A 22,332-nucleotide genomic window follows, 5' to 3' on the forward strand; every position below is an offset into this window, starting at 1 on the left:
TCCCCCCGTACACCAGCGGCGGCGCCTATGCGCCGAAGACCTTGCGCACCACGGCCTTCGCCCGGCGCGTCACCCGCAGGTAGTTCTCCAGGAAGTCCGACGCCTTGTCCTCCGGCCAGCCGGCGGCGAACGCGATCTGTCGTAGCTGCTTGCCCGGGCCGGGCAGCTGGTCGACGGGCTTGCCGCGCACCAGAACCAGGGCGTTGCGTGCCTTGGTCGCGGTGATCCACGCGTTCTTGAGCAACGCGACGTCGTTCTCCGACAACAACTCCGCGGCACCGATCGCATCGAGCGATTCGAGCGTCGACGTGTTGTGGAGACTGCGGTAGCGGTGGGCGTAGCGCAGCTGGAGCAGCTGTACCGTCCATTCGATGTCGGCGAGTCCGCCGCGGCCGAGCTTGGTGTGGGTCGCCGGATCGGCTCCGCGCGGCAGCCTCTCGGCGTCGACGCGGGCCTTGATGCGCCGGATCTCCTTGACCGCCTCGTTGCTGACCCCGCCGACCGGGTAGCGCACGTGATCGATCATGTGCAGGAAGTCGATCCCCAGGGCCTCGTCGCCGGCTACCTGGTGCGCGCGCAGCAGCGCCTGCACCTCCCACGCCTGGGCCCACTGCGCGTAGTAGGCGGAGTAGGCGGCCAGGGTTCGCACGAGCGGCCCGTTCCGTCCCTCGGGACGCAGCCCCGTGTCGACCTCGAGCGGCGGGTCGGCGCTGGGACTGCCGAGCGCGGATCGGACGGTCTCGGCGATGGTCTGCGACCACCGGACGGCCTCCGATTCGTCGGCGTCGCGGTTCGGCTGGCACACGAACAGCACGTCGGCGTCCGAGCCGTATCCGAGTTCGCCGCCGCCGAGCCGGCCCATGCCGATCACCGCGATGCGTGCGGGCGCGGGCTTGCCGCGGTCTCGTTCGGAGATTCTGATCGCGACGGTGAGTGCGGCGTTGAGGACCGCGGCCCACACACTCGACAGCGCCTTGCACACGGTCGGCACGTCCATCAGGCCGAGCACATCCGCCGAGGCGACCCGGACGAGTTCGGCACGACGATGCGAGCGGGCAACGGCGACCGCACGTTTCATGTCCTGCTGACGCACGGTCGAGGCGATGAGCCCCTTGGCCACGTCCTCGGGCCGGATGTCGCACAGCTTCGGACCGTCGGGACCGTCGGAGTACTGATGGATCACCTCCGGCGACCGCATCAGCATGTTGGCGATGAACTCCGAGGTGCCGAGCACCTTCATCAGCCGTTCGGCGACGACCCCGTCATCGCGGAGCAGACGGAGGAACCAGTCCTTGTCCTCGAGCGCCTCGCACAGCCGCCGGTAGTTGAGCAGGCCGGCGTCGGGATCCGGGGTGTCACCGATGTGCTCGAGCAGCTGCGGCAGGATGAGGAGCTGGATCTGACCACGGCGTCCGGGTGCGTTCGACAGCGCGCGGATATGGCTGAGCGCACGGTCGGGCATGGCGTAACCCAGTGCGGCCAGACGCCTCTCGGCCGACTCGTCACTCAGGGTCAGCTCGTCGGGCTTGAACCGGGTGACCGCCTCGAGCAGCGGACGGTAGAACAGCTTCTGGTGCAGACGCCGCACGCGGAGGGTCTGATGGCGGATCTGTTCGCGCAGCACGCCGGTCGCGTCGAGTTCACCCTCGCGCCGGATGTGGGCTGCACGCGCGAGCCAGCGCAGGGCCTCGGTGTCCTCGGGCTTCGGGAGGAGGTGGGTCCGCTTCATCCGCTGCAGCTGCAGCCGGTGCTCGAGCAACCGCAGGAACTGGTATGACGCACTGAGATTCGCGCCGTCGTCACGTCCGACGTATCCCCCGGCGGTCAGTGCCGCGAGCGCGTCGACCGTCGGCATCACCCGGAGGTTCTCGTCGACTCGTCCGTGGACCATCTGCAGCAGCTGCACCGCGAACTCGACGTCGCGCAGACTTCCCTGTCCCAGTTTGAGATTGCGCTCGCGCTCCCCCTCCGGAACCAGCGACTCGACACGGCGTCGCATCTTCTGCACCTCGGGCACGAAGTCGGGACGCTCGGCGGCCTTCCACACCATCGGCTTGACCGCCGCGATGTACTCGTTCGCGAGTTCCATGTCACCGGTCATCGCGCGGGACTTGAGCAGCGCCTGGAACTCCCAGGTCTTGGCCCATCGCTCGTAGTACGCGACATGGGATTCGAGGGTGCGGGTCAGCGCGCCGGACTTGCCCTCCGGCCGCAGCGCGGCGTCGACCTCGAAGAAGGCCAGCGAACCGATCCGCATCATCTCGCCCGCGATGCGCGACGCGACCCCGTCGGCGGGATCGCTGACGAAGATGACGTCCACATCGCTCACGTAATTCAGCTCGCGCGCGCCACATTTGCCCATCGCGATGACCGCGATCCGGACGGGGATCGGGTCCTCGCCGCACACCTCGGCGAAGGCGACGGCGAGTGCCGCGGTCAGCGCTGCGTCGGCGAGGTCGGAGAGATAGGCACCAACCTCGGGCAGCCACATCACCGGTTCGTCCTCGACCGTCGAGGCGACGTCGTGCGCGGCGAGCTGCAGGATCAGGTCGCGGTAGGCGCGGCGGAGGGCGACGACGGACTTGGGTCCGGTGAGCTTCGCGCGGTAGACGCGATTACCCTTCTCGATCTCCCCGGGCTCGGGCTCGGCGCCGACGGCTTCGAGCATCCGGCGATCGACCTCGTCCCGGTCGAGCAGCTCGTCGGCGAGCAACAGACGCCAGCTCGCCGGCTCGGCGACGAGATGATCGGCGAGAGCGTCGGAGGAACCGATGAGGCCGAACAGACGACCCCGGAACGACCGGTTGGTGCGCAGCGTCGAGTCGATCTCGGACCACTCGTCCTCGACGGCCCCACGTAGACGGACGAGCGTACGCAGGGCGAGGTCGGCGTCGGGCGCCCGCGACAGCGCCCACAGCACGTCGACGGACTCGGGCGTGTTCCAGCCGAGCTCGGCGAGGTTCTGTGGCGCGGCGGTGTCCAGAAGTCCCAGCCGTCCCGTGCTGGGTACCGCGCTGCGTCCCGATTGTCTTGTCACATCACAAAAGTAGCGGCCCGACCACCGATGATGTCATCGCGGTCGGTGAACGTGACCGGGTTGGTCCCTACAGCGGCAGGTAGTTCTTCAGCTCGTACGGGGTGACCATGCTGCGATAGCCCGTCCACTCGGACCACTTGTTGCGCAGGAAGTAGTCGAACACGTGCTCGCCGAGGGCTTCGGCGACCAGCTCCGAGTTCTCCATCTTGGTGAGTGCTTCCGCGAGGCTTCCGGGGAGCTCCTGGTATCCCATCGCCCGGCGCTCGGCGGACGTGAGGGCCCAGACGTCGTCCTCGGCCTCGTCGGGGAGTTCGTAGTCCTCCTCGATGCCCTTCAGACCCGCCGCGAGCAGGACGGCGAAGGTGAGGTAGGGGTTGCAGGCCGAGTCGGGGCTGCGCACCTCGATGCGGCGCGACGACGCCTTGTTGGGCGTGTACAGCGGCAGCCGGATGAGCGCGGACCGGTTGGCACCGCCCCAGGTCGCGGCGGTCGGGGCCTCCCCGCCGTGGATCAGACGCTTGTAGCTGTTCACCCACTGGTTGGTGACGGCGCTGATCTCCGACGCGTGGTGCAGGATGCCGGCGATGAACTTCTTCCCGGTGGCCGACAGCTGCATCGGGTCGTCGGGATTGTGGAAGGCGTTGATGTCGCCCTCGAACAGACTCATGTGCGTGTGCATCGCCGAACCGGGGTGCTCGCTGAACGGCTTGGGCATGAAGGTGGCCCACACACCCTCGTTGATCGCGACCTCCTTGATGAGGTAGCGGAAGGTCATCACGTTGTCGGCCATCGACAGGGCGTCGGCGTATCGGAGGTCGATCTCCTGCTGGCCGGGTGCGCCCTCGTGGTGGGAGAACTCGACCGATATGCCCATCGACTCCAGCGCCTCGATGGCGTGGCGGCGGAAGTTGGGAGCGGCGTCGTGCACGGCCTGGTCGAAGTAGCCGCCGGAGTCGGCCGGGGTCGGCACCGATCCGTCGAGCGGCGCGTCCTTGAGGAGGAAGAACTCGATCTCGGGGTGCACGTAGCAGCTGAAGCCGAGGTCTGCCGCCTTGTTCAGCTGGCGACGCAGCACGTGGCGCGAGTCGGCCCAGCTCGGGGTGCCGTCGGGCATCGCGATGTCGCAGAACATGCGGGCCGAGTGGTGCCGACCCGCGGAGGTGGTCCACGGCAGGATCTGGAAGGTGGACGGATCGGGCTTGGCGACCGTGTCCGCCTCGGACACGCGGGAGAAGCCCTCGATGGCCGAGCCGTCGAAGCCGATGCCCTCGGAGAAGGCGCCTTCGAGCTCGGCCGGCGCGATCGCCACGGACTTCAGATAACCCAGTACGTCGGTGAACCACAGTCGAACGAAACGGATGTCGCGCTCTTCGAGGGTCCGCAGCACGAATTCCTTTTGGCGATCCATGGTCGCCGACATTAGAAGTCGGCTGTTAAATCTGTGTTACACGCGCAAGTCCAACTCGCTGTCCAGCGAGTTTGTCGGCGCCATCCCATCATCTGGGACAACCACCCGTAGGGCTGGGAAGCCCCCGAACAGCCCGGATGCCGAAGGACCGCGACGGCCGCTGCACAACGGTCCCTGCCCACCCCCGAGCGGGGTGTGACCAATTGCATAACGTACGGCGGTTACACCACAAATCCGCGGTGACACAATGGCGCTTGTCCGTGTTCAACCCGGGTACCCGCCGCGCCCTTCTGGCCAGCCGGGACTCGAGGCAGGAAAAGAGACGACGATGTCCGAAACCTCGGTCTATGGTGCTTCCACCGCAACCCCCGCCACCGACGCGCCCAAACGTCGTGTGACCCGCGTCCACCACCTCGCCCAGATGAAGTCCGAGGGCGAGAAGTGGTCGATGCTCACCGCCTACGACTACTCGACGGCCCGGATCTTCGACGCCGCCGGAATCCCGGTGCTGCTCGTCGGCGACTCGGCGGCCAACGTAGTCCTCGGCTACGACACCACCATCCCGGTCAGCGTCGACGAGATGATCCCGCTGATCCGCGCGGTCGTGCGCGGTGCGCCGCACGCCCTCGTCGTCGCCGACATGCCCTTCGGCAGCTACGAGATCGGGCCGCAGCACGCCCTCGAGAACGCCTTCCGGATCTTCAAGGAGACCGGCGCCCATGCGGTCAAGCTCGAGGGTGGTGAGCGCGTCGCCCCCCAGATCGCGGCACTGACCGCCGCCGGCATCCCGGTCATGGCGCACATCGGGTTCACCCCGCAGAGCGTCAACGGCCTCGGCGGCTTCCGCGTCCAGGGTCGCGGCGACGGCGCCGACCAGCTCATCGCCGACGCGATCGCGGTCCAGGAGGCCGGTGCCTTCGCCGTCGTGATGGAGATGGTGCCCGCCGAGCTGGCCGGACAGATCTCCCGCAAGCTCACCATCCCGACCGTGGGCATCGGCGCCGGCAACGAGACCGACGCCCAGGTCCTCGTGTGGCAGGACATGGCGGGCCTCACCCACGGCAAGACCGCGAGGTTCGTCAAGCGGTTCGCCGACGTCGGCTCCGAATTGCGTTCGGCCGCCGAGCAGTACGCCGACGAGGTCCGTCGCGGCGTGTTCCCCGGCCCTGAGCACAGCTACTGAGCTTCGGCGCCTACGCTGGCGTCCATGCGTGACTTCTATCCGGAGATCGAGCCCTACGAGTCCGGTCACCTGGATGTCGGCGACGGCCAGCAGATCTATTGGGAGACCACGGGCAACCCGGAGGGGAAGCCCGTGGTCTTCGTGCACGGCGGCCCCGGCGGTGGGACCTCGCCGACCCAGCGACGCTTCTTCGACCCCGCGAAGTACCGGATCGTGCTGTTCGACCAGCGCGGTTGCGGACAGTCCCGCCCGCACATCGCCGACGGCGCGGATCTGAGCGTGAACACCACGCCCCACCTCATCGCCGACATGGAGAGGCTTCGTACCCATCTCGGCATCGACCGCTGGCAGGTCTTCGGCGGCTCCTGGGGGTCGACGCTGGGACTCGCCTACGCGCAGACGCATCCCGACCGGGTCACCGAACTCGTTCTGCGCGGCATCTTCCTGCTGCGCCGCAGCGAGATCGACTGGTACTACAACGGCGGCGCCGCGCACATCTTCCCCGACGTTTGGGAGACCTATCTCGACCCGATCCCGGAGAACGAGCGCGACGGCGATCTGGTCGCCGCGTACCACCGTCTGCTGACCTCCGACGACGCCGCGGTCGCCCGGGCGGCGGCCCGCGCCTGGACCGGCTGGGAACAGGCCACCAGCTACCTCCTCCCCCGCTCAGAGGAGGAATCGGGCCAGAACCCCGATGACGCCCACCGCTTCGACCTAGCCTTCGCCTCGATCGAGAACCACTACTTCGTCAACCACGGCTTCCTCGACGACGGGCAGCTCCTCGACAACATCGACGTCATCGCGCACATCCCCGGCGTCATCGTCCAGGGTCGCTACGACGTCGTGTGCCCGATGCGCAGCGCCTGGGATCTCCACCGCGCCTGGCCGGCCGCCGACCTGCGCATCGTCGACGACGCGGGTCACGCGTCCTTCGAAGAAGGCATCCGCCATCACCTGCTGGAAGCGACCGACCGCTTCGCGGAATGATCGGCCGCCGCACCCGCGGCCACTAGACTCGACATCGTCGTAGGCGTCAGGAGGAACAGGTGGCCGCATCCGAGCAGGTCGAGGTGGAACTCAAGTTCGACGTGGACCCCGGCCATGTGGCCCCGGATCTACGGGCACTACCCGGAGTGGTGTCGGCCACCGCACCCGAGACGTTCTCGCTCGATGCCACCTATTTCGACACCGAGAACCTCGACCTCGCCGGCAACAGGATCACCATGCGACGCCGCACCGGCGGCACCGATCAGGGCTGGCATCTCAAGCGCCCCACCGACATCCCCGGAACACGTCGCGAACTCCACGTGGGTTTCGACGAGGCCCCGGCCGACGGTGACGTCCCCGAGGCACTGGTGACCCCGGTCCTCGCACTGACCCGCTGCCGGCCCCTCACGCCCGTCGCCGTCATCTCGACCACGCGCACGGTGACGCGCCTGCTCGGCGTCGACGACGAGCCGCTCGCCGAACTCGCCGAGGATCTGGTGACCACCCAGTCCCTGCTGCCGGGCGGGCACTCCCAGCAGTGGGCCGAATGGGAGTTCGAACTCCTCTCCGGCGGCACCGGCAAGCTGTTGAAGGCCGCCGACAAGGTCCTGCGCGCCGGTGGCGGCCGCTCGTCGTCGAGTGCGTCGAAGCTGGCCCGCGCGATCGGTTCGACGCCGACCGTCCACAAACCCCGGTTGTCCAAGCGCCCCACCGCGCTCGAACTCGTCATCACCGACATCGCGATGCACCGAAACAGCCTGATCGCCTACGACCCGCTCGTCCGCGAGGACGCGGAGGACGCCGTCCACCAGATGCGGGTGTCGTGCCGTCGCCTGCGCAGCGTGCTGTCGGGATACCCGACGGTTCTCGACGCCGAACGCACCGCCCACATCGGTGCCGAACTCAAGCTGCTGGCCCGAATCCTCGGTGATGCACGGGATTCCGAGGTCCAGCTCGAACTCGACCAGTCCCTGCTGCGCGGCGAGAACGCCTCGCCCGAGCTGCTCGCCGCCCTTGCGGGTGCCGAGACCCGGACCCACGATCGCGCGATCCGCGCGGCGCATGCGGCGATGTCGTCGAAGCGCTACTTCACCCTCCTCGACTCCGTCGACGCCCTCCTCGCCTCTCCCCCGCCGGGACCCGACGCGGAACTCCCCGCAACCGAGGTCGTCGACAAGGCAATCGCGAAGAGCCGCAAGCACATCCACAAAGCCCAGGCCGAACTCGCCGGCCTCACCGAAGGATCGGACGAGTGGCAGGAACAGCTGCACACGATCCGTAAACGCGCAAAGCGGTTGCGCTACAGCATCGATGCGACCGAGCCGCTGAACAAGAAGAAGTACCGTGCGATCGGCGCGGTCGCCAAGAAGATCCAGTCCGCCCTCGGCGACCACAACGACATCCGCATCAACCGCGCCCAGCTCGCCACGATCGTCGAGGACGGAAAGCTCAGCGCCGCCGACATGTTCATCGTCGGCCGTCTCGACGCGCGTCTCGAGGCCGCGTCCGACCGCGCCGTCGCGGAGTACCGCAGGGCCGCCAAGGACCTGTGAGCCGTCCCGCTGCTGGTTGAGCCGGTCACGAGCGCAGGGCTGATCCCTTGAACCCGCCCAGCGAGTAACCGTGTCGAAACCACCCGGTGACCCGGCGTCGAAACGAAGTCGCATCGCCCTACGCCGGCCGGAACCTGACCGTTCTCGTCACCTCGTCCGCGGTCACCAGCTCGACCTCGAGTCGGGTGCCCGGACGCAGATCACCTTCGCAACCCGCGACGACGGGCGGATCGGCGATGAAGATCTGGGCCGGCTTGCGTTCGCTGGCCGCCGACATCACCACCGCGTCGAAGCGCTCCCCGACGCGGCCGCCCAGGATGACCGCCTCGGCGAGGTCGATGGCCGCCCGGTCGGCCGTGGAGCTCAGGGTGTCGGCCGAGCGCAGGATCTTCGGGAGGGTCGGCAGGGCACGCGTCACCCAGTCGGGCACGTCGTCGCCGGTGGTGACGGCAAGGCACACCTCGGTGGCGAACCGGTCACCCAGCCGACGCAGGGGTGCGGTGACGTGGGCGTAGACGCCCGCGATCGCGCCGTGCCGCTTCTTGTCGTCCGGGATCGCGCGCGCCTCGTCGGTGCCGTCGAGTGCGAGATAGTTGGCGCCGCGCATGAGACCACTCGCGGCCGACTGGAGGGCCAGGGTGCTCGTCCTATTGCCGGGCAGTCCGGCCAGGAACCAGCCCACCGCCAACCCCTCGGGCCATTCGACGCCCAGCGCTCGTGCGGCGGCGCGCAGGTCCTCGACCGCGTCGGGGTCGGCCGGCGGCAACGTCCGCAACAACCCGACGCCGGCCTCGGCCATGATCGAGCCGGCGCACATCCCGGCGAGCAGGGAGAGCTGCGAGTTCCACATGTCCGCCGGCGTGTGGGCCTGCAGGTCCAACCGCCACCCCGCCTCGGTACGTGACACCTTTTGGTCCGGCAGATCCAGTTCGACGGCGCCGCGGTCGAGCGCCACCTTCTGCCGGAGCTCGCCGAAAGCCGGTAACGCCGCGATCGACGGATGCAACCGTCCGGCCTCGGCATCCGCGCTGACACCGGCGTAGTCGAAGCGCGCCACGGATCGAATCCGCGATCGCCGAACCCGCACATCGATGACCGTGCCGTCCCCCGCCACCCGGATCGTCCATAGCACGCACGGCCGAACCTGTTCGGGCAGAAGCGATCCGATCCCCTCGGACAGTTCCCGCGGATGCAGGGGCACGGAGCCGTCCGGGAAGTACACGGTGGTCCCGCGGCGTCGGCTCTCCTGGTCGAGCGCGCCTTCGGGGATCACGAGTGCCGCGACGTCGGCGATGGCGTAGTCCACGACGAACCCGTCCCCGTCGGCGACGAGATGGACGGCCTGGTCGAGGTCCCGCGACGTCGGCGGGTCGATGGTGACGAACGGGACGCCGGTGTGGTCCTCGCGGGTGTCGGCGAACCGGTCGACGGCCTCCCGCGCCTCGGCGAGCGCGTCGTCGCCGTATGACTCGTCCACCCCGAGTTGATCGCGGATGCCGGCGAAGTCGATGTCGGGGGCGAAGAGGAAGCGTGTCACGTGTCGAACCCTAGCGCGCGGATCCCCCGGTGAACCGAAACCGCGGGCCGAAGGCGAACGAGTCGGCGCGTAAGCCGGATCCTGTACCCGCGAGGCCTCTCGACCATCGCGGGCGGCGACCATCCATCTGGGCACACCGTCGCCGGGTACCTCGAGCGGCCCACCCGCGGGCTGGGGCGAGCAGCCCTCGTAACACCCGCGCACACGCACCGTGAGGTGCGTGCTTCGGCCTTGCTCCGGGTGGGGTTTACCGAGCCGACGCGGTCACCCGCGCCGCTGGTGCGCTCTTACCGCACCGTTTCACCCTTACCGGCCTCGCGGCCGGCGGACTGTTCTCTGTGGCACTGTCCCGCGGGTCACCCCGGGTTGCCGTTAGCAACCACCCTGCTCTGTGGAGTCCGGACTTTCCTCGGTGCGCGGCGTGGCGGTCTTCCGCCCGTTCCGCTCACCGCGGCCGCCCGGCCGACTCGTTCGCGAACCCAGGATACGGCAGCCCCGGCACAGCTCTTCATCCGATGGCGCAGAGCACCCCGACCGTCAGTGGCAGTGCGCGGCGTCGTTGACGAGCCGGACCACGGAACCACCGTCGGGGAAGAACTCCGCGATCGAGACCGACGCCAGGTCGAGGTGGAGCCGAAACAGCAGCTCCGGTCCGACGCCCAGCGCCTCCCGCAGCATCAGCTTGATCGGGGTAACGTGCGAGACGAGCACGATCGTCTGTCCCGGATAACGCTGCAGCAGATCGTCTTTCGTTTCGGACACCCGCTCGGCGACCTGCGCGAAACTCTCGCCACCCGGCGCGGGCACGGTGATGTCCGACAGCCACTTGCGGTGGATCTCGGGGTGCCGTTCGGCGGCCTCGACGAAGGTGAGGCCCTCCCATTCGCCGAAGTCGTTCTCGATGAGTCCGGGATGTTCGACGATGTCGACCCCGGTCACCGCGGCGACCTCCTCCGCAGTGGCGCGGGCGCGGCTCAGCGGCGAGGTCACGATCGCCGAAATGTCCTTTTCACGCATGACCCGCTGGGCCGCCGCACGCGCCTGGCGCCGACCTTCCAGGGTCAGCTCGGGGTTGCCGCGCCCGGAGTACCGGCGATCCACCGACAACGCGGTCTGCCCGTGCCGCAACAGGATGAATCTCGTCGGCGAACTCAGCTGTCCCTGCCAGGACGGCGATTTCCGGCCCGGTGTCGATACGCGCTCGGAGCTCGCGCCCGGCGTCGATACGCGCTCGGAGCTCGCGCCCGGCGTCGACACGCGCTCGGAACCCGCGCCCGGCGTCGACACGCGCTCGGAACCCGCGCTCAAGGCGTCAGATTCCCGATTCGGCGGTGCGCACCAGGATCGCGCCGCATTCCTCACAGCGGATGACCTCGTCGGACAGTGCCGCGCTGATCGAGGCGATGGTGCCCCGGTCGAGTTCCATCCGGCAGGCGCCGCATCGACGTGCACGCAGGAGCCCCGCACCGATCCGACCGTTGGCACGCTGCTTGTCGTAGACGGCCAGCAGGTCGGTGTCGATCTCCGCGGCGAGCGAGTCCCGCTTGTCGCGTACACGGGCCAGGTCCTCGTCGATGGTCGCGAGCGACTTGTCGCGGCGGGTCCGCGCGTCGGCGACCTTCTCCTCGAGGTGGGAGATCGTCGCGGCGGCGCGGCTGCGTTCGGCCTCGACGGCCTCCTGCTGCTCCATCAGCGTCAGCAGTTCGTCCTCGAGCACCGCGCGGCGGCGTCCGAGTCCGGCGAGCTCGTGCTGCAGTTCCGACAGCGCCTTGGGTGCCAACCCGCCGGCGGTCAGGAGTTTGGAGTCCTTGGCCTCACGGTTGGTCATCCCGGTCACCTCGGATTCGATGCGGCGGTACTCGCGGCTCAGGTCCTCGGCGGAGATCTCCGCACGCACCAGATCGTCGCGGGCAGCATCGATCGCCTTGTCGTGCTCGGCGATCTCGGTGTCCTCGGGCAAGTTCTTGCGGCGATGCTCGAGTCGGTTGATCTCGGCATCGGAGTCCGCGAGATCGAGCAGCAGTCGCTGCACACCGGCGTCGACTTTCATTGCGGCCTCCTGTCTCTGAAGTCCCCCTACCGTACGCGGGTGGTCCCGGCGTTCCGGCGGCGGATGGGCTTTGGTCGGCATTCCCTCGGGGGTCAGCCGAAGCTGTGCAGCCCGAAGGGGTCCGTCGGTGTGTCGAACACCGTCACCGGCACGTGGAATTCCTTGCCGAGCAGTTCCGCGACCTGGCCGCACCACGGGAACTCGGTGGCCCAGTGGCCCGCGTCGACGAGGGCCGGCCCACCGTCGCGCAGACTCTCGTCGGCCGGATGGTGCCGCAGGTCGCCGGTCACATAGACGTCGACGCCGAGCCCGCGGACACGACCGAGAAGTGAATCGCCCGCACCGCCGCACACCGCGACCGTGCGCACGAGCGCATCCGGATCGCCGGCCGCCCGGATTCCCGACGGGGCGCGCAGTGCCCGTGCGACAACCGCGGTGAAGTCGCGCAATGTCATCGGCTCGGTGAGCGAACCGACCCGACCCAGGCCCAGGTCGCTGCCGAGGTCGGCGAGCTCGAAGACGTCGAACGCCGGTTCCTCGTACGGGTGCGCGTTGCGCAGTGCCCGCAGCACGGATCCGCGGATGGATCGCGCGGCGACCATCTCCACCCGCGCCTCGTCGACGTGGGTTCGGGTGCCGATCTCGCCGATCGTCGGCGTCGCCTCTTCCTGCGCCTCGAACTGGCCCGTGCCCACGACCGTCCACGAGCAGTCGCGGTAGTCGCCGATCGCACCCGCGCCGGCGGCGAACATCGCCTCACTGACCTGTTCGACGTTGCCCTCGGGCACCATCACCACCCATTTATCTAGGGGCGCAGCAGATTTGGGCTCGATGGGCACGGTGTCGACCACACCGAGCAGGTCGGCGAGTGCGTCGGACACGCCCGGCCGCGCCCGGTCGGCGTTGGTGTGGGCCGACAGCAACGCGATGCCGTGGCGGATCAGGCGGTGCACGATGCGGCCCTTGGGGGTGTCGGCGGCCACCGACGTGACCCCGCGCATCAGCAGCGGGTGATGCGCGATCACCAGGTCCGCCTTCTCGGCCACGGCCGCGTCGACGACGGCGTCCGTCACGTCGACGCACGCCAGCACCCGACGCACCGGTTCGGAGCGGTCGCCGCACACGAGCCCCACCGCATCCCAGGACTCGGCGAGCGCCGGCGGATACGCGCGTTCGACGGCGTCGACCACGTCGCCGACGGTGATGCCCTCAGATGTCGACTCGGTTCCCATCCCTCATCTCCTCTCTTACCTGCTCGATCGCCGCGGTCAACGCACGGACCTGCTCGACCGGACGTACCGCGAGCCGCAGATGGTCGTCGCCGAGTCCGACGAAGTTGGCGCAACTGCGCACCGCGAACCCGTGATCGACGAGACGCCGTTTGACGTCCGTCGCCCGTGGCACCTCGACGAGGACGAACGGCGCGGCCGGTTCCGCCACGACGACGAGCCCGACCCGGGTCAGTTCGTCGACCATCTCGGCGCGTTCGGCCGCGACCCGGCGGGCCTGGTCCGAGCAGTAGCGATGCCCCTCGTCGCCGAGGCACGCGGTCAGTGCGGCCAGAGCCGGTGTGGACAGCGCCCACGGCCGACGTCCCGCACGCAGGCGCGAGATGATCCCCGGTGCGGCGAGCAGGTAACCGGCTCGTAGCCCGGCCAGACCGAAAGTCTTTGTCACACTCCGGATCACAATGAGATCCGGCCAGTCGGACGAGGCCAGTGACTGTGGTTCGAGGGTGCCGTCCGCGCCGAGGGTGAGGTCGGCGAACGCCTCGTCGACGACGATGATGCGTCCCGGACGACGCAGCGCCCCGATCGCTTCCCGCGGGTGCAGCACCGACGTCGGGTTGGTGGGGTTGCCCAGGATCACCAGGTCGGCGGTGTCGGGTACGACCGCCCGGTCGAGCCGCCACGGCTCGTCGAGCGTCACCTGGGTGATGGGCACCGCGGCGGCACGCAGCGCGAGTTCCGGTTCGGTGAACGACGGCTGGATGAGGGCGGCATGGCGCACCCCCAGTCGCGGCAGCATCTCGAAGCCGTCGGCCGCGCCGGACAGCAGCAACACCTCGTCGGGCGACCGGCCGTGGGCGGCGGCGATGGCGTCGACCGCGCGCCGCTCGTCGTCGTGGCCGGGGTACCGGGCCAGATCGCCGAGACCGCGCATGATGGCGTCGAGGACGAAAGGTGGTGGCGTGCCGCGGACATTGACCGCGAAGTCCGCCAGCCCGGGCGCCGCGTCCTGATCGCCGTGCCGGTCCGGGTCGGACAGGTCGGATGTGGATGCCACGCCATACCCAGCTGTCATGTCTACTGACCTTACGTGCACGATGGACGCGTGTTGACGCCGCCAGATCCCCGCCATCCCGACACCGTCCTGCTCGTCGATCTCGACGGCACCATCACCGACAGCTTCGCGGGTATCGCCAACAGCTTCCGGCACGCCCTCGCCGCCGTCGGCGCGGCCGAGCCCGGTCCCGAGGTCGTCGCGGGCATCGTCGGGCCGCCGATGCTCGACACCCTCAACAGTCTGGGGCTCGCACCCGCGGTCGCCGACGAGGCGATGCGCGCCTACCGGGAGCGCTACACCGAGATCGGCTGGCGGGAGAACTCGGTGTACGACGGGATGGCCGACGTCCTGGCCGATCTCGCCGCGTCGGGGCGCACGATGGCGATCGCGACGTCGAAGAACCAGACCACCGCGCGCAGGATCCTCGAGCACTTCGGCCTGGCCGACCATTTCAAGTACATCGCCGGCGCCAGCGACGACGGTTCGCGCCGCCACAAGTCCGATGTCATCGCTCATGCGATCGCGGAGCTGGGACTTCCCGTGGATGCCGACACCGGTCACGTGACCGCACCGGTGGTGATGATCGGCGATCGCAGCCACGATGTGCACGGCGCAGCGGCGTTCGGCATCTCAGCGCTCCTGGTCAGATGGGGTTATTCTCTGCACGGGGAGGAACAGGGCGCAGCCTGGACGGTTGATTCCACAGCCGAATTGCGCGACGTCCTGGGTATGTGACCGACGCCCTGGACCACCGAGCGCGTCGGCATGTCGAGCTGAGGTGGGCACCAGTGACTGAAGAACTACACGTCTGTTTTGTGTGTACGGGCAACATCTGCCGGTCACCGATGGCGCAGAACATCTTCCGGACGGCTCTGGACGACGCCGGACTGGGCGGCAAGGTACGCGTCACCAGCTGCGGGACAACCGGTTTCCACGTCGGCGAACCGGCCGACAACCGCGCCCGCACCGAGTTGCTGGCCCACGGCTACTCCGACGCGCACGTGGCGGCGCTGCTCGGACCCGAACACTTCGACGCCGATCTCTTCCTGGCGATGGACGACGGCCACTTTCGGGAACTCGAACGCAAGCGGCTCGGTGACCGGACGCGACTGCTGCGATCGTTCGATCCGTCGGCACCCGCCGACGACCTCGCCCTCCTCGACCCCTATTACGGCGGCACCGAGGACTTCGTCGCCACCCGCGAGCAGATCGAGAGCGCCGTCCCCGGACTGATCGACTGGGTGCGCCTGCAGCTGGGCGTGGACTGACGCCACGCCCAGCGCGACCGGTCTCAGCCGACCGGCGCCACCAGGTTGTGCACGAAGCGGATCTTCTCGAGCACCGGCGCCGGGAGCACGAACGGGTAGAGGTCCGGGTGACCCATCGACCGGTTGATCTGATTGAGCGCCCACGTCAGCGGTAGCCACTCGTCGATGATCCGATCGAAGCCGACATCGCCGGGCGGCACACTGTCCAGCGTCGTACCCGACGGTGCCATCGCGAACGCCGCGGCGGTGTCGAGGGTGTCGCGGATGTGCAGGTAGTGCGCGAAGGTCTCGGCGAAATCCTCGGCCGGGTGCATCGTGGCGTAGGAGGAGACGAAGTTCTTCCGCCATCCTTCGGGCGCACCCTCCTTGTAGTGACGGTCCAGGGCGGCCTGATAGTCGTCGTCGGGGTTGCCGAACAGCTCCTCGAAGCCGGGGCGGCGGTCGTCGGTGATGAGGACGAGCTGGTAGTAGTGACCGATCTCATGCCGGAAGTGTCCGAGAACCGTGCGGTACGGCTCGTCCAGCTCGACGCGCATCTGTTCGCGGTGGACGTCGTCGCCCTCGGCGAGGTCGAGGGTGATGACCCCGTTGGCGTGACCGGTGATGACGTTCTGCCGAGCGCTGGACAGGAGGTCGAAGGCGAGTCCCGTGTCGGGATTCTCGTCACGGTCCTCGATCGGCAGTCCCAGTTCGGCGAGTTCGAGGACGAGCCGCCGTTTCGCGGTCTCGGCCTGGCCGAACGCGACGAGCGCGTCCGGATCGTCGTCACCCGGACGAGTGCGCGTCAGCCGGCAGGACTGGCACAGCTCCGGATTGCCCGTCCACTTCACCAGCCAATTGCACTGCGCCACCTTGATGTTCGCGCACCGTTCGATGAGGACGCCGTCGACCTGGGCACGCCCCTTGTCGTCGAGCACTTGGATGGAGCGGGACTCGAGCCAGAACCCGAGCGCACTCTTGCAGTTCAGGCAGAGACTGTTTTCGAAGGAGAGACGCTGGCCGCAGTTCAAGCAGATGAAGTCTCGCATTTCGATCACGCTACCCGTGCTCGGTAACCTGGGAGCTGTGCACGTACTGCGAACAATCCTGCGTCCAGGGTGGATTGCCCTCGGAGTCGTGGTCGTGGCGTTCGCAGTGGCCTGCTTCACACTCCTCGCGCCGTGGCAGCTCGGGAAGAACTCGGACACCGAACGCCGCAACGACCTGATCCGTACCGCGTCCTCGCTCGAGACCGTCCCACTGGCCGACGTGGCACCGTCGTCGACCCTCGACCCGTCGACCGAGTGGCGTCAGGTCGCGGTGACGGGCCGGTATCTCGAGGACCGGCAGGCACTGGTGCGGTTGCGCAACATCCAGGAACGTCCGGCGGTCGTGGTCCTCGCCCCGTTCGCCGTGACCGGTTCGGATCGGGTGATCCTGATCAACCGCGGTTTCGTCCGCCCGGTGGAGGGCGGTGTCCCGGCCATCCCGTCGCCGCCGGCCGGTGAGCAGACCGTTCAGGGACGGATCCGCGCGGCAGAGAGTGTCAGCGCCGACCGCGGCTCACGCGCCGACAACGGCGTGCTGACCGTGCCGTCGATCAACCCGGGTCTGGTCGCGACCGCGACGTCGACGCCGATGGACGACTTCTATCTGCAGCTGTCCCCGGATCAGCCGGGCTCGCTGGGCGAGATCCCGCTCCCCCAGCTCGACACCGGCCCCTACCTCTCGTACGGGTTGCAGTGGCTCGCCTTCGGGATCATGGCGCCCCTCGGTGTCCTGTACTTCCTGATCGCCGAGATCCGTTCGCGCCGTCGGGCCGCCGCCGCGAACGCGGCTCCGGTCGCGGAGGACACCGGCGCGGCCCCCGCCGCGGAGTCCGCGCCTCGGCCCGAGCCGAGTACCGCCGCCTCGCGCGCCGAGCGACGCCGGCAGATCCGCGAGGAACTGCGCGCCGCGAGCGGCACCACGATGGTCCACAACGTCGGACGCATCGGCCACGGTCCGGTTGCCGAGGACACGGTCGGCGACGTCCGCGACGTGAAGCCCGACCCCCGGAGTCAGGACGGCGACGTGCGGGACAAGCTCAGCCGGCGCTACGGCGGCTGAGCGCGGCCCGAGCCAGGCAACCCGCGACACACGCGGCCAGCGTTGCACGCTGAACCCGACGCGACAGCTCGACAGCTGCTCGCAGATCGCCGGGTCGTGGCGCCGGCCCCCGTCCCAGCCTCGGCCGTTGTTCGACGCCGTGCGGGTACACCGTCCGGCCCCCGAGCTGCACCCCGAGGGCACCGGCGAAGGCCGCTTCGACGACCCCCGCGTTGGGACTCGGATGTGCACGGCTGTCGCGGCGCCAGGCTTCGGCAGCGCGTCGAGGCGCGCCGGAGACCAGGACGATCAGCGCACCCGCGAGGCGTGCGGGGAGGATGTTGGCGATGTCGTCGAGTCGCGCGGCCGCCCAACCGAAGTCGCGATAGCGCTCGTTGCGGTACCCGACCATGGCGTCGAGAGTGTTGATCGCACGGTAGCCGAGGATTCCGGGAACACCGGCGACCGCACCCCAGAACAGCGGTCCGACGGTCGCGTCGGAGGTGTTCTCGGCGATCGACTCCAGCGCCGCTCGACAGATCCCGCTCTCGTCGAGTGACTCGGGGTCACGCCCGCAGAGGCTCGGGATGAGGGCTCGCGCGGCGTCGATGTCGTCCGATTCGAGGGCGTCGGCGACCGCATCACCCACCCGGCACAGCGAGGTCCCGCCCAGCGCGATCCAGGTCGACGCCGCGGTCAGCGCCACCGCTGTCGGTGCCCGGCGTCCGGTCGATGCGGCAAGTCCCGCTGCCACGACACCGCCGGCCGCCACCGCGACCAGGCCGGCGCCCGCCGCGCGCGAGTCGCGGTACATGCGGCGTTCCAGCGCCGACGTCAGCCGACCGAAACCCGCGACCGGGTGTCCCCGGGACGGGTCACCCAGCGCCTCGTCGAGGAGGAGGCCGACGACGAGACCGGCTGCGGTCGACAACGAACGTCGTCCGGGTCGGTTTCGCTGCTCACTGGTCTTGGACACACAGGCGAGGGGCACCGCGCGATGGTAGCGGCCCCTATCTCCTCCATGATCCGGTCGTGCCAGACTCGACCCGTGGCCAGGTCATCTGCAGAACCGTCGCCGGGTCGGCACGTCATCGACACCGGTGTCGCCGAACTGGCACGTGACACCATCGCCGGCGGCTGGTTGCTGACCGTGAACGGGGCGCACAGCTCGCACATCGATCCCGACGACCCGACCGTGCTCGACTTCGAGTACCTGCGCCAGATGGCCGCCGTCATCGCCGAACGCCACCCCACCTCGGATCGACTGCGCGTCCTGCACCTCGGCGGTGCCGCCTGCGCACTCGCCCGCTATCTCGACCACCAGTACCCCGATGCCCGGCAGGTGGCCGTCGAGGTCGACGGTGAGCTCGCCCGACTGGTGCGCGAGTGGTTCGACCTCCCCCGCGCCCCCCGGCTGCGGATCCGGGTCGGCGACGCGCGTGAGGTGGTGACCTCCCTGCAACCGGGCACGCGTGAGGTGATCGTGCGCGACGCATTTGCCGGTGACCGCACGCCGGCCCATCTGACGACCCGCGAGTTCACCGCCGCCGTCCGCGATGTGCTCGTGCCGGGCGGGCTGTATCTCGCCAACTGCGGGGACAGCCGCGATCTGGCGGGCGCTCGCGCCGAGGCCGCAACCGTGGCGTCGGTCTTCGAGCACCTGCTGCTCATCGCCGACGCCGCGATGTTCAAGGGGCGCCGCACCGGAAACATCGTCATCGTCGGCAGCGACGCCCCGCTCGACGCGTCGGCGACACTGGTCCGCACCCTGCTCAGCGATCCGCTACCTGCGCAGATCCTCTCGGGCGCCAAGGCGCGCGACTTCGCACGCGGTCCGGGACTGACGGACGCCGACGTCGCGTCGAGCAGGGCGTGAGCCGTCGCCGGTCCCGCGTCCGGTCGATGTACGAACCCGCTCGACAGTCGTTAGGGTGGTTTCGACTGCCGGCTGAGGATCTGACGATCGAAGAACCGAGGATGACGTGACCGATCCATCGTCGAGAGCGGGCACCACGCTGGGCCCGTACCGCATCGACAGACTGCTGGGTCGCGGCGGCATGGGTGAGGTGTACGAGGCCTACGACACCGTCCGGGAACGCCGTGTCGCCCTGAAGCTGCTTCCGCCACATCTGGTCCACGACAACGACTTCCGCGAACGATTCGAGCGCGAGTCGAAGACCGCGGCCAAACTGTCCGATCCGCACGTCATCCCGATCCACGACTGGGGCGAGAAGGACGGCGTCCTGTTCATCGACATGCGCCTCGTCGACGGTCAGGACCTGCGCAAGGTCCTCGACTCCGGTCCTCTGGCACCTGCTCGGGCGGTCCACATCCTGGGTCAGGTCGCGGCGGCGCTCGACGCGGCGCACCGCGACGGTCTGGTTCACCGCGACATCAAACCCGACAACATCCTCGTCGACGCCGACGATTTCGCCTACCTCGTCGATTTCGGTATCGCGCAGGGCACCACCGACAGCCGGCTGACACAGGTCGGGACCGCGCTGGGCACGCTGGCGTACATGGCGCCGGAACGGTTCGGCGACGAGCCGGCCGGCCCGGCATCGGACAACTACTCCCTCGCCTGCGTCCTCTACGAATGTGTCACCGGGCAGCTCCCTTTCCCGGCGAAGACCGACCAGGGGCTGATGACCGCGCACATCACCAAGCCGCCACCGCAGACGGGCGGACCGCTCGACCCGGTGATCGCCCGAGGCCTCGCCAAGGACCCCGCGCATCGTTATGCGAGTGCGCGCGAACTCATCCACGCGGCCTCCGACGCGCTGTCTGGCAGCGGGTCCGCATCGGCCGCCCGAGCGCAGACACCTCCGGCCGAGCAAGCCCCGCCCACTGTCGTGCCGCAGCCGATCCCACCGTCGGGCCTGACCCCGCCGACGTATGCGCCGCGTCCACCGCAACAGCACCCGCCGGCCGCCCACCAAACGCCGGGCGGCTCCATGGCATCGGACCCGACGATGGTCCGCGGCCTGAGTTCTGGCCCGACCGCCTCGGGCCCGCAGCATGCGCCCGGCGCGGGTGGCGGATACGGCTCCCCGCCCGGCCATTCCGGGCCGCAGGGATTCTCGGGCCCCCAATCATTTTCGGGGCCATCGCATTCGGGACCCCAGTCGTACTCAGGACCGCAGTCCTACTCAGGACCGCAGTCCTACTCAGGGCCACAGTCCTATTCCGGGCCGCAATCGTATTCGGGGCCCAACCAGTGGGGCATCCCCCCGACTCCGCCTCCACGCAAGTCGCACACCGGACGCAACCTGGCGGTCGCCATCGGCGTCGGTGTGGTGGTGATCGCTCTCGCGGTCACCGGCATCGTCGTCGCGCTGTCGGGCGGTGGCGAGGATCCGCCGGGCCCCGACACCTCGACCCAGGCCATGCCCGCGGGCACCGTCGCCTGTGACTATCCGACGCGGCCGGTGGTCGGCGGCATCACCCAGCCGCCGCCCGCATCGACCCAGCCCAACACCGGCACCGTGGACGCGACGATCCCGATCGCCGCGCAGGGCACCATCAGCATGACCCTCAACCGGGCCGAGGCGCCGTGCAACGTCGGTGCCATGGTCTCGCTGATCAAGTCCGGCTTCTACGACGGCAGCAAGTGCCACCGTGCGTCGGCCAAATACCTGATCTGTGGGTCGTCGGGCGGCAAGGAGGGCACCAATCCCGGCTGGACCAGTCCTGATGAACTGCCCGAGGATCTGCCGTCGGCGGGCACGGACGACAACGGCGTCCCGCAGGTGACATATCCGCGCGGTACCGTCGGCATCCTCGATCTGCCCGACGACGAGGGCGCCACCGGGTCGACGACGTTTTTCATGCTCGCCGACGACACCGATCTCCCGCTGACCTACTCGATCGTCGGAACCATGGACCCCGCCGGTCTTGCCGTATTGGACAGGATCGTCGCGGGCGGGTTCACGCCCGCCAAGCCCGGCGCGCAGTCAGGACCACCGAACCAGAACCTGCTCATCCAGAAGGCGACCGTCGATGAGTAGCCCCGCTGCTCGCCGCTTGTGCGGCGGAGTCAGCAATAGGTATCGCCTGGCGATACCTGTTGCTGACTGAAACCCTCCTGAGCTCGTCACATCTCCGCTCCGGGTCAGATCACGTAGTTCATCCGGTTGAGGATCGCGTTGCCCAGTGCCTCATCGCCGTCGATCTCCACCGCGCCCGGATCGGCGTCCCGCCGGCCACCGGCGCACCGGGCCAGGTTCGCCGCGTCGATCCGGAGCCGCACATCGGCAGAGGCGTCGCCGCCCTCGAACTCCTCGACCGCCGACGCCCGGTCGCCGACCGCGATCCGGACCGTCCGGGGGGACAGGCCGGTGATGTCGAACAGCACCTTGCTGCCCTTGGGCGCGTCGGCTCGCTTGCCGACGACGAACGGCAGTGACGCCCCGATCTCGTCGAGCGCCCACGACGCGGGGACGGGGTCGGTGACGGCCGAACCGTCGGTGCCGTCGCGCAGGTCGATCTCGTGGACCCAGCAGTCGAAGATGCGGATTCGCATGAAGCGCCCGTAGGTGTCGGCTCCGGCCGGGGTCATCGAGGGAGCCTCGAACTGCTCCTGCGTCATCGCCTGCAGCGCTGCGGTACGAATCCCGACGATCTCCTCGAGCGCCGCGAGAACCTCGGCACGCGACTTGGGGCGGTAGTGGTCGACCCACTTCTCGTTGAGTTCGCCGATCGGGTTGCGCACGTGGTCGAGCGCACTCACCGTGCGGGTGGCCTCGACGTCGCGGCCGTCGAGCATGCTCTCGGTGCCGATGATGTGCGCGACGATGTCGGCGTTGGTCCATCCGTGCAACACCGAAGCAGCCGACCACTGTTCATCGGTGAGTCCGCCGGCAACGTCGGCGATCGCGGCCCACTGGGCGATCAGACCCGCGGTGACCTCGTCGAGCGGCAGGATGGTCGTGGCCATGAGAGTGCTCCTTGCGG

The 22,332-nt window shown here is 69.0% G+C and carries 18 protein-coding genes and 1 other RNA gene; 8 read left to right on the plus strand and 11 right to left on the minus strand.

The features are described from left to right. Positions 1 to 25: 25 nt before the first annotated feature. Together NWF34_RS05780 and glnA are read right to left on the minus strand one after the other, a co-directional pair. Positions 26 to 3,037 carry a bifunctional [glutamine synthetase] adenylyltransferase/[glutamine synthetase]-adenylyl-L-tyrosine phosphorylase gene (locus tag NWF34_RS05780; protein WP_258324372.1) on the minus strand — a complete coding sequence of 1,004 codons (3,012 nt, stop codon included), beginning with the start codon at positions 3,035 to 3,037 and terminating at the stop codon, positions 26 to 28. A 67-nt stretch (positions 3,038 to 3,104) separates the two neighbouring features. Continuing rightward, positions 3,105 to 4,445 carry a type I glutamate--ammonia ligase gene (glnA, locus tag NWF34_RS05785; RefSeq protein ID WP_096274971.1) on the minus strand — a complete coding sequence of 447 codons (1,341 nt, stop codon included), beginning with the start codon at positions 4,443 to 4,445 and terminating at the stop codon, positions 3,105 to 3,107. A 328-nt stretch (positions 4,446 to 4,773) separates the two neighbouring features. Between glnA and panB the strand changes: the two genes are divergently transcribed. The 3 genes from panB to NWF34_RS05800 are packed head-to-tail and all read left to right on the plus strand — an operon-like array spanning position 4,774 to position 8,171. Beyond that, entirely contained in the window at positions 4,774 to 5,628 is an 855-nt protein-coding gene (panB, locus tag NWF34_RS05790) for a 3-methyl-2-oxobutanoate hydroxymethyltransferase (protein ID WP_006434930.1), read from the plus strand. Between the two features lie 24 nt (positions 5,629 to 5,652). After that, the gene (gene pip, locus NWF34_RS05795; protein WP_096274132.1) at positions 5,653 to 6,618 is read left to right on the plus strand and encodes a prolyl aminopeptidase; all 966 of its coding nucleotides are present in this window, start codon (positions 5,653 to 5,655) and stop codon (positions 6,616 to 6,618) included. Between the two features lie 59 nt (positions 6,619 to 6,677). After that, on the plus strand, positions 6,678 to 8,171 hold the full coding sequence (locus NWF34_RS05800; RefSeq protein ID WP_096274134.1) for a CYTH and CHAD domain-containing protein: 1,494 nt from the start codon (positions 6,678 to 6,680) through the stop codon (positions 8,169 to 8,171). Positions 8,172 to 8,289: 118 nt separating this feature from the next. Here NWF34_RS05800 and NWF34_RS05805 read toward each other — a convergent pair whose 3' ends face one another. The 6 genes from NWF34_RS05805 to cobC all read right to left on the minus strand — a co-directional run bounded on the left by NWF34_RS05805 (position 8,290) and on the right by cobC (position 14,062). Further along, entirely contained in the window at positions 8,290 to 9,708 is a 1,419-nt protein-coding gene (locus NWF34_RS05805) for an RNB domain-containing ribonuclease (protein ID WP_024500426.1), read from the minus strand. Between the two features lie 54 nt (positions 9,709 to 9,762). Then, an RNA gene (gene rnpB, locus NWF34_RS05810) (RNase P RNA component class A) lies at positions 9,763 to 10,178 on the minus strand. Between the two features lie 67 nt (positions 10,179 to 10,245). Next, the gene (locus NWF34_RS05815; RefSeq protein WP_035761026.1) at positions 10,246 to 10,863 is read right to left on the minus strand and encodes a histidine phosphatase family protein; all 618 of its coding nucleotides are present in this window, start codon (positions 10,861 to 10,863) and stop codon (positions 10,246 to 10,248) included. A 157-nt stretch (positions 10,864 to 11,020) separates the two neighbouring features. Further along, positions 11,021 to 11,758, minus strand: coding sequence for a zinc ribbon domain-containing protein (locus tag NWF34_RS05820; RefSeq protein WP_024500428.1), 738 nt, complete (start codon positions 11,756 to 11,758; stop codon positions 11,021 to 11,023). Between the two features lie 92 nt (positions 11,759 to 11,850). Next, positions 11,851 to 12,990, minus strand: coding sequence for a Nif3-like dinuclear metal center hexameric protein (locus tag NWF34_RS05825; protein ID WP_096274136.1), 1,140 nt, complete (start codon positions 12,988 to 12,990; stop codon positions 11,851 to 11,853). Continuing rightward, entirely contained in the window at positions 12,968 to 14,062 is a 1,095-nt protein-coding gene (cobC, locus tag NWF34_RS05830; RefSeq protein WP_096274138.1) for an Rv2231c family pyridoxal phosphate-dependent protein CobC, read from the minus strand. The genes NWF34_RS05825 and cobC overlap by 23 nt, the downstream gene beginning before the upstream one ends. A gap of 30 nt (positions 14,063 to 14,092) precedes the next feature. Between cobC and NWF34_RS05835 the strand changes: the two genes are divergently transcribed. Continuing rightward, positions 14,093 to 14,779, plus strand: coding sequence for an HAD-IA family hydrolase (locus NWF34_RS05835; protein WP_198362466.1), 687 nt, complete (start codon positions 14,093 to 14,095; stop codon positions 14,777 to 14,779). Positions 14,780 to 14,832: 53 nt separating this feature from the next. Next, positions 14,833 to 15,312: a low molecular weight protein-tyrosine-phosphatase gene (locus tag NWF34_RS05840; protein WP_096274142.1), complete on the plus strand. Its 480-nt coding sequence runs from the start codon at positions 14,833 to 14,835 to the stop codon at positions 15,310 to 15,312. 23 nt (positions 15,313 to 15,335) lie between these two features. Here NWF34_RS05840 and NWF34_RS05845 read toward each other — a convergent pair whose 3' ends face one another. Beyond that, the gene (locus tag NWF34_RS05845; protein WP_024500431.1) at positions 15,336 to 16,340 is read right to left on the minus strand and encodes a putative zinc-binding metallopeptidase; all 1,005 of its coding nucleotides are present in this window, start codon (positions 16,338 to 16,340) and stop codon (positions 15,336 to 15,338) included. 37 nt (positions 16,341 to 16,377) lie between these two features. Here NWF34_RS05845 and NWF34_RS05850 point away from each other — a divergent pair, with 37 nt between their 5' ends. After that, on the plus strand, positions 16,378 to 17,400 hold the full coding sequence (locus NWF34_RS05850) for an SURF1 family protein (protein ID WP_198362467.1): 1,023 nt from the start codon (positions 16,378 to 16,380) through the stop codon (positions 17,398 to 17,400). Here the strand turns inward: NWF34_RS05850 and NWF34_RS05855 are convergent. Continuing rightward, the gene (locus NWF34_RS05855) at positions 17,378 to 18,355 is read right to left on the minus strand and encodes a cobalamin biosynthesis protein (protein WP_096274972.1); all 978 of its coding nucleotides are present in this window, start codon (positions 18,353 to 18,355) and stop codon (positions 17,378 to 17,380) included. The genes NWF34_RS05850 and NWF34_RS05855 overlap by 23 nt on opposite strands. 72 nt (positions 18,356 to 18,427) lie before the next feature. Between NWF34_RS05855 and NWF34_RS05860 the strand changes: the two genes are divergently transcribed. Both NWF34_RS05860 and NWF34_RS05865 read left to right on the plus strand, forming a co-directional pair. Continuing rightward, positions 18,428 to 19,255: a spermidine synthase gene (locus NWF34_RS05860; RefSeq protein WP_096274146.1), complete on the plus strand. Its 828-nt coding sequence runs from the start codon at positions 18,428 to 18,430 to the stop codon at positions 19,253 to 19,255. 106 nt (positions 19,256 to 19,361) lie between these two features. After that, a complete protein-coding gene (locus tag NWF34_RS05865; protein ID WP_096274149.1) occupies positions 19,362 to 21,386 on the plus strand; it encodes a protein kinase in 2,025 nt (674 codons plus the stop codon). Between the two features lie 104 nt (positions 21,387 to 21,490). Here NWF34_RS05865 and NWF34_RS05870 read toward each other — a convergent pair whose 3' ends face one another. After that, entirely contained in the window at positions 21,491 to 22,315 is an 825-nt protein-coding gene (locus NWF34_RS05870) for a maleylpyruvate isomerase family mycothiol-dependent enzyme (RefSeq protein WP_096274151.1), read from the minus strand. Between the last annotated feature and the right edge of the window lie 17 nt (positions 22,316 to 22,332).

It is taken from the genome of Gordonia sp. GONU, from assembly GCF_024733855.1.
Taxonomy (GTDB): Bacteria; Actinomycetota; Actinomycetes; order Mycobacteriales; family Mycobacteriaceae; genus Gordonia; species Gordonia amicalis.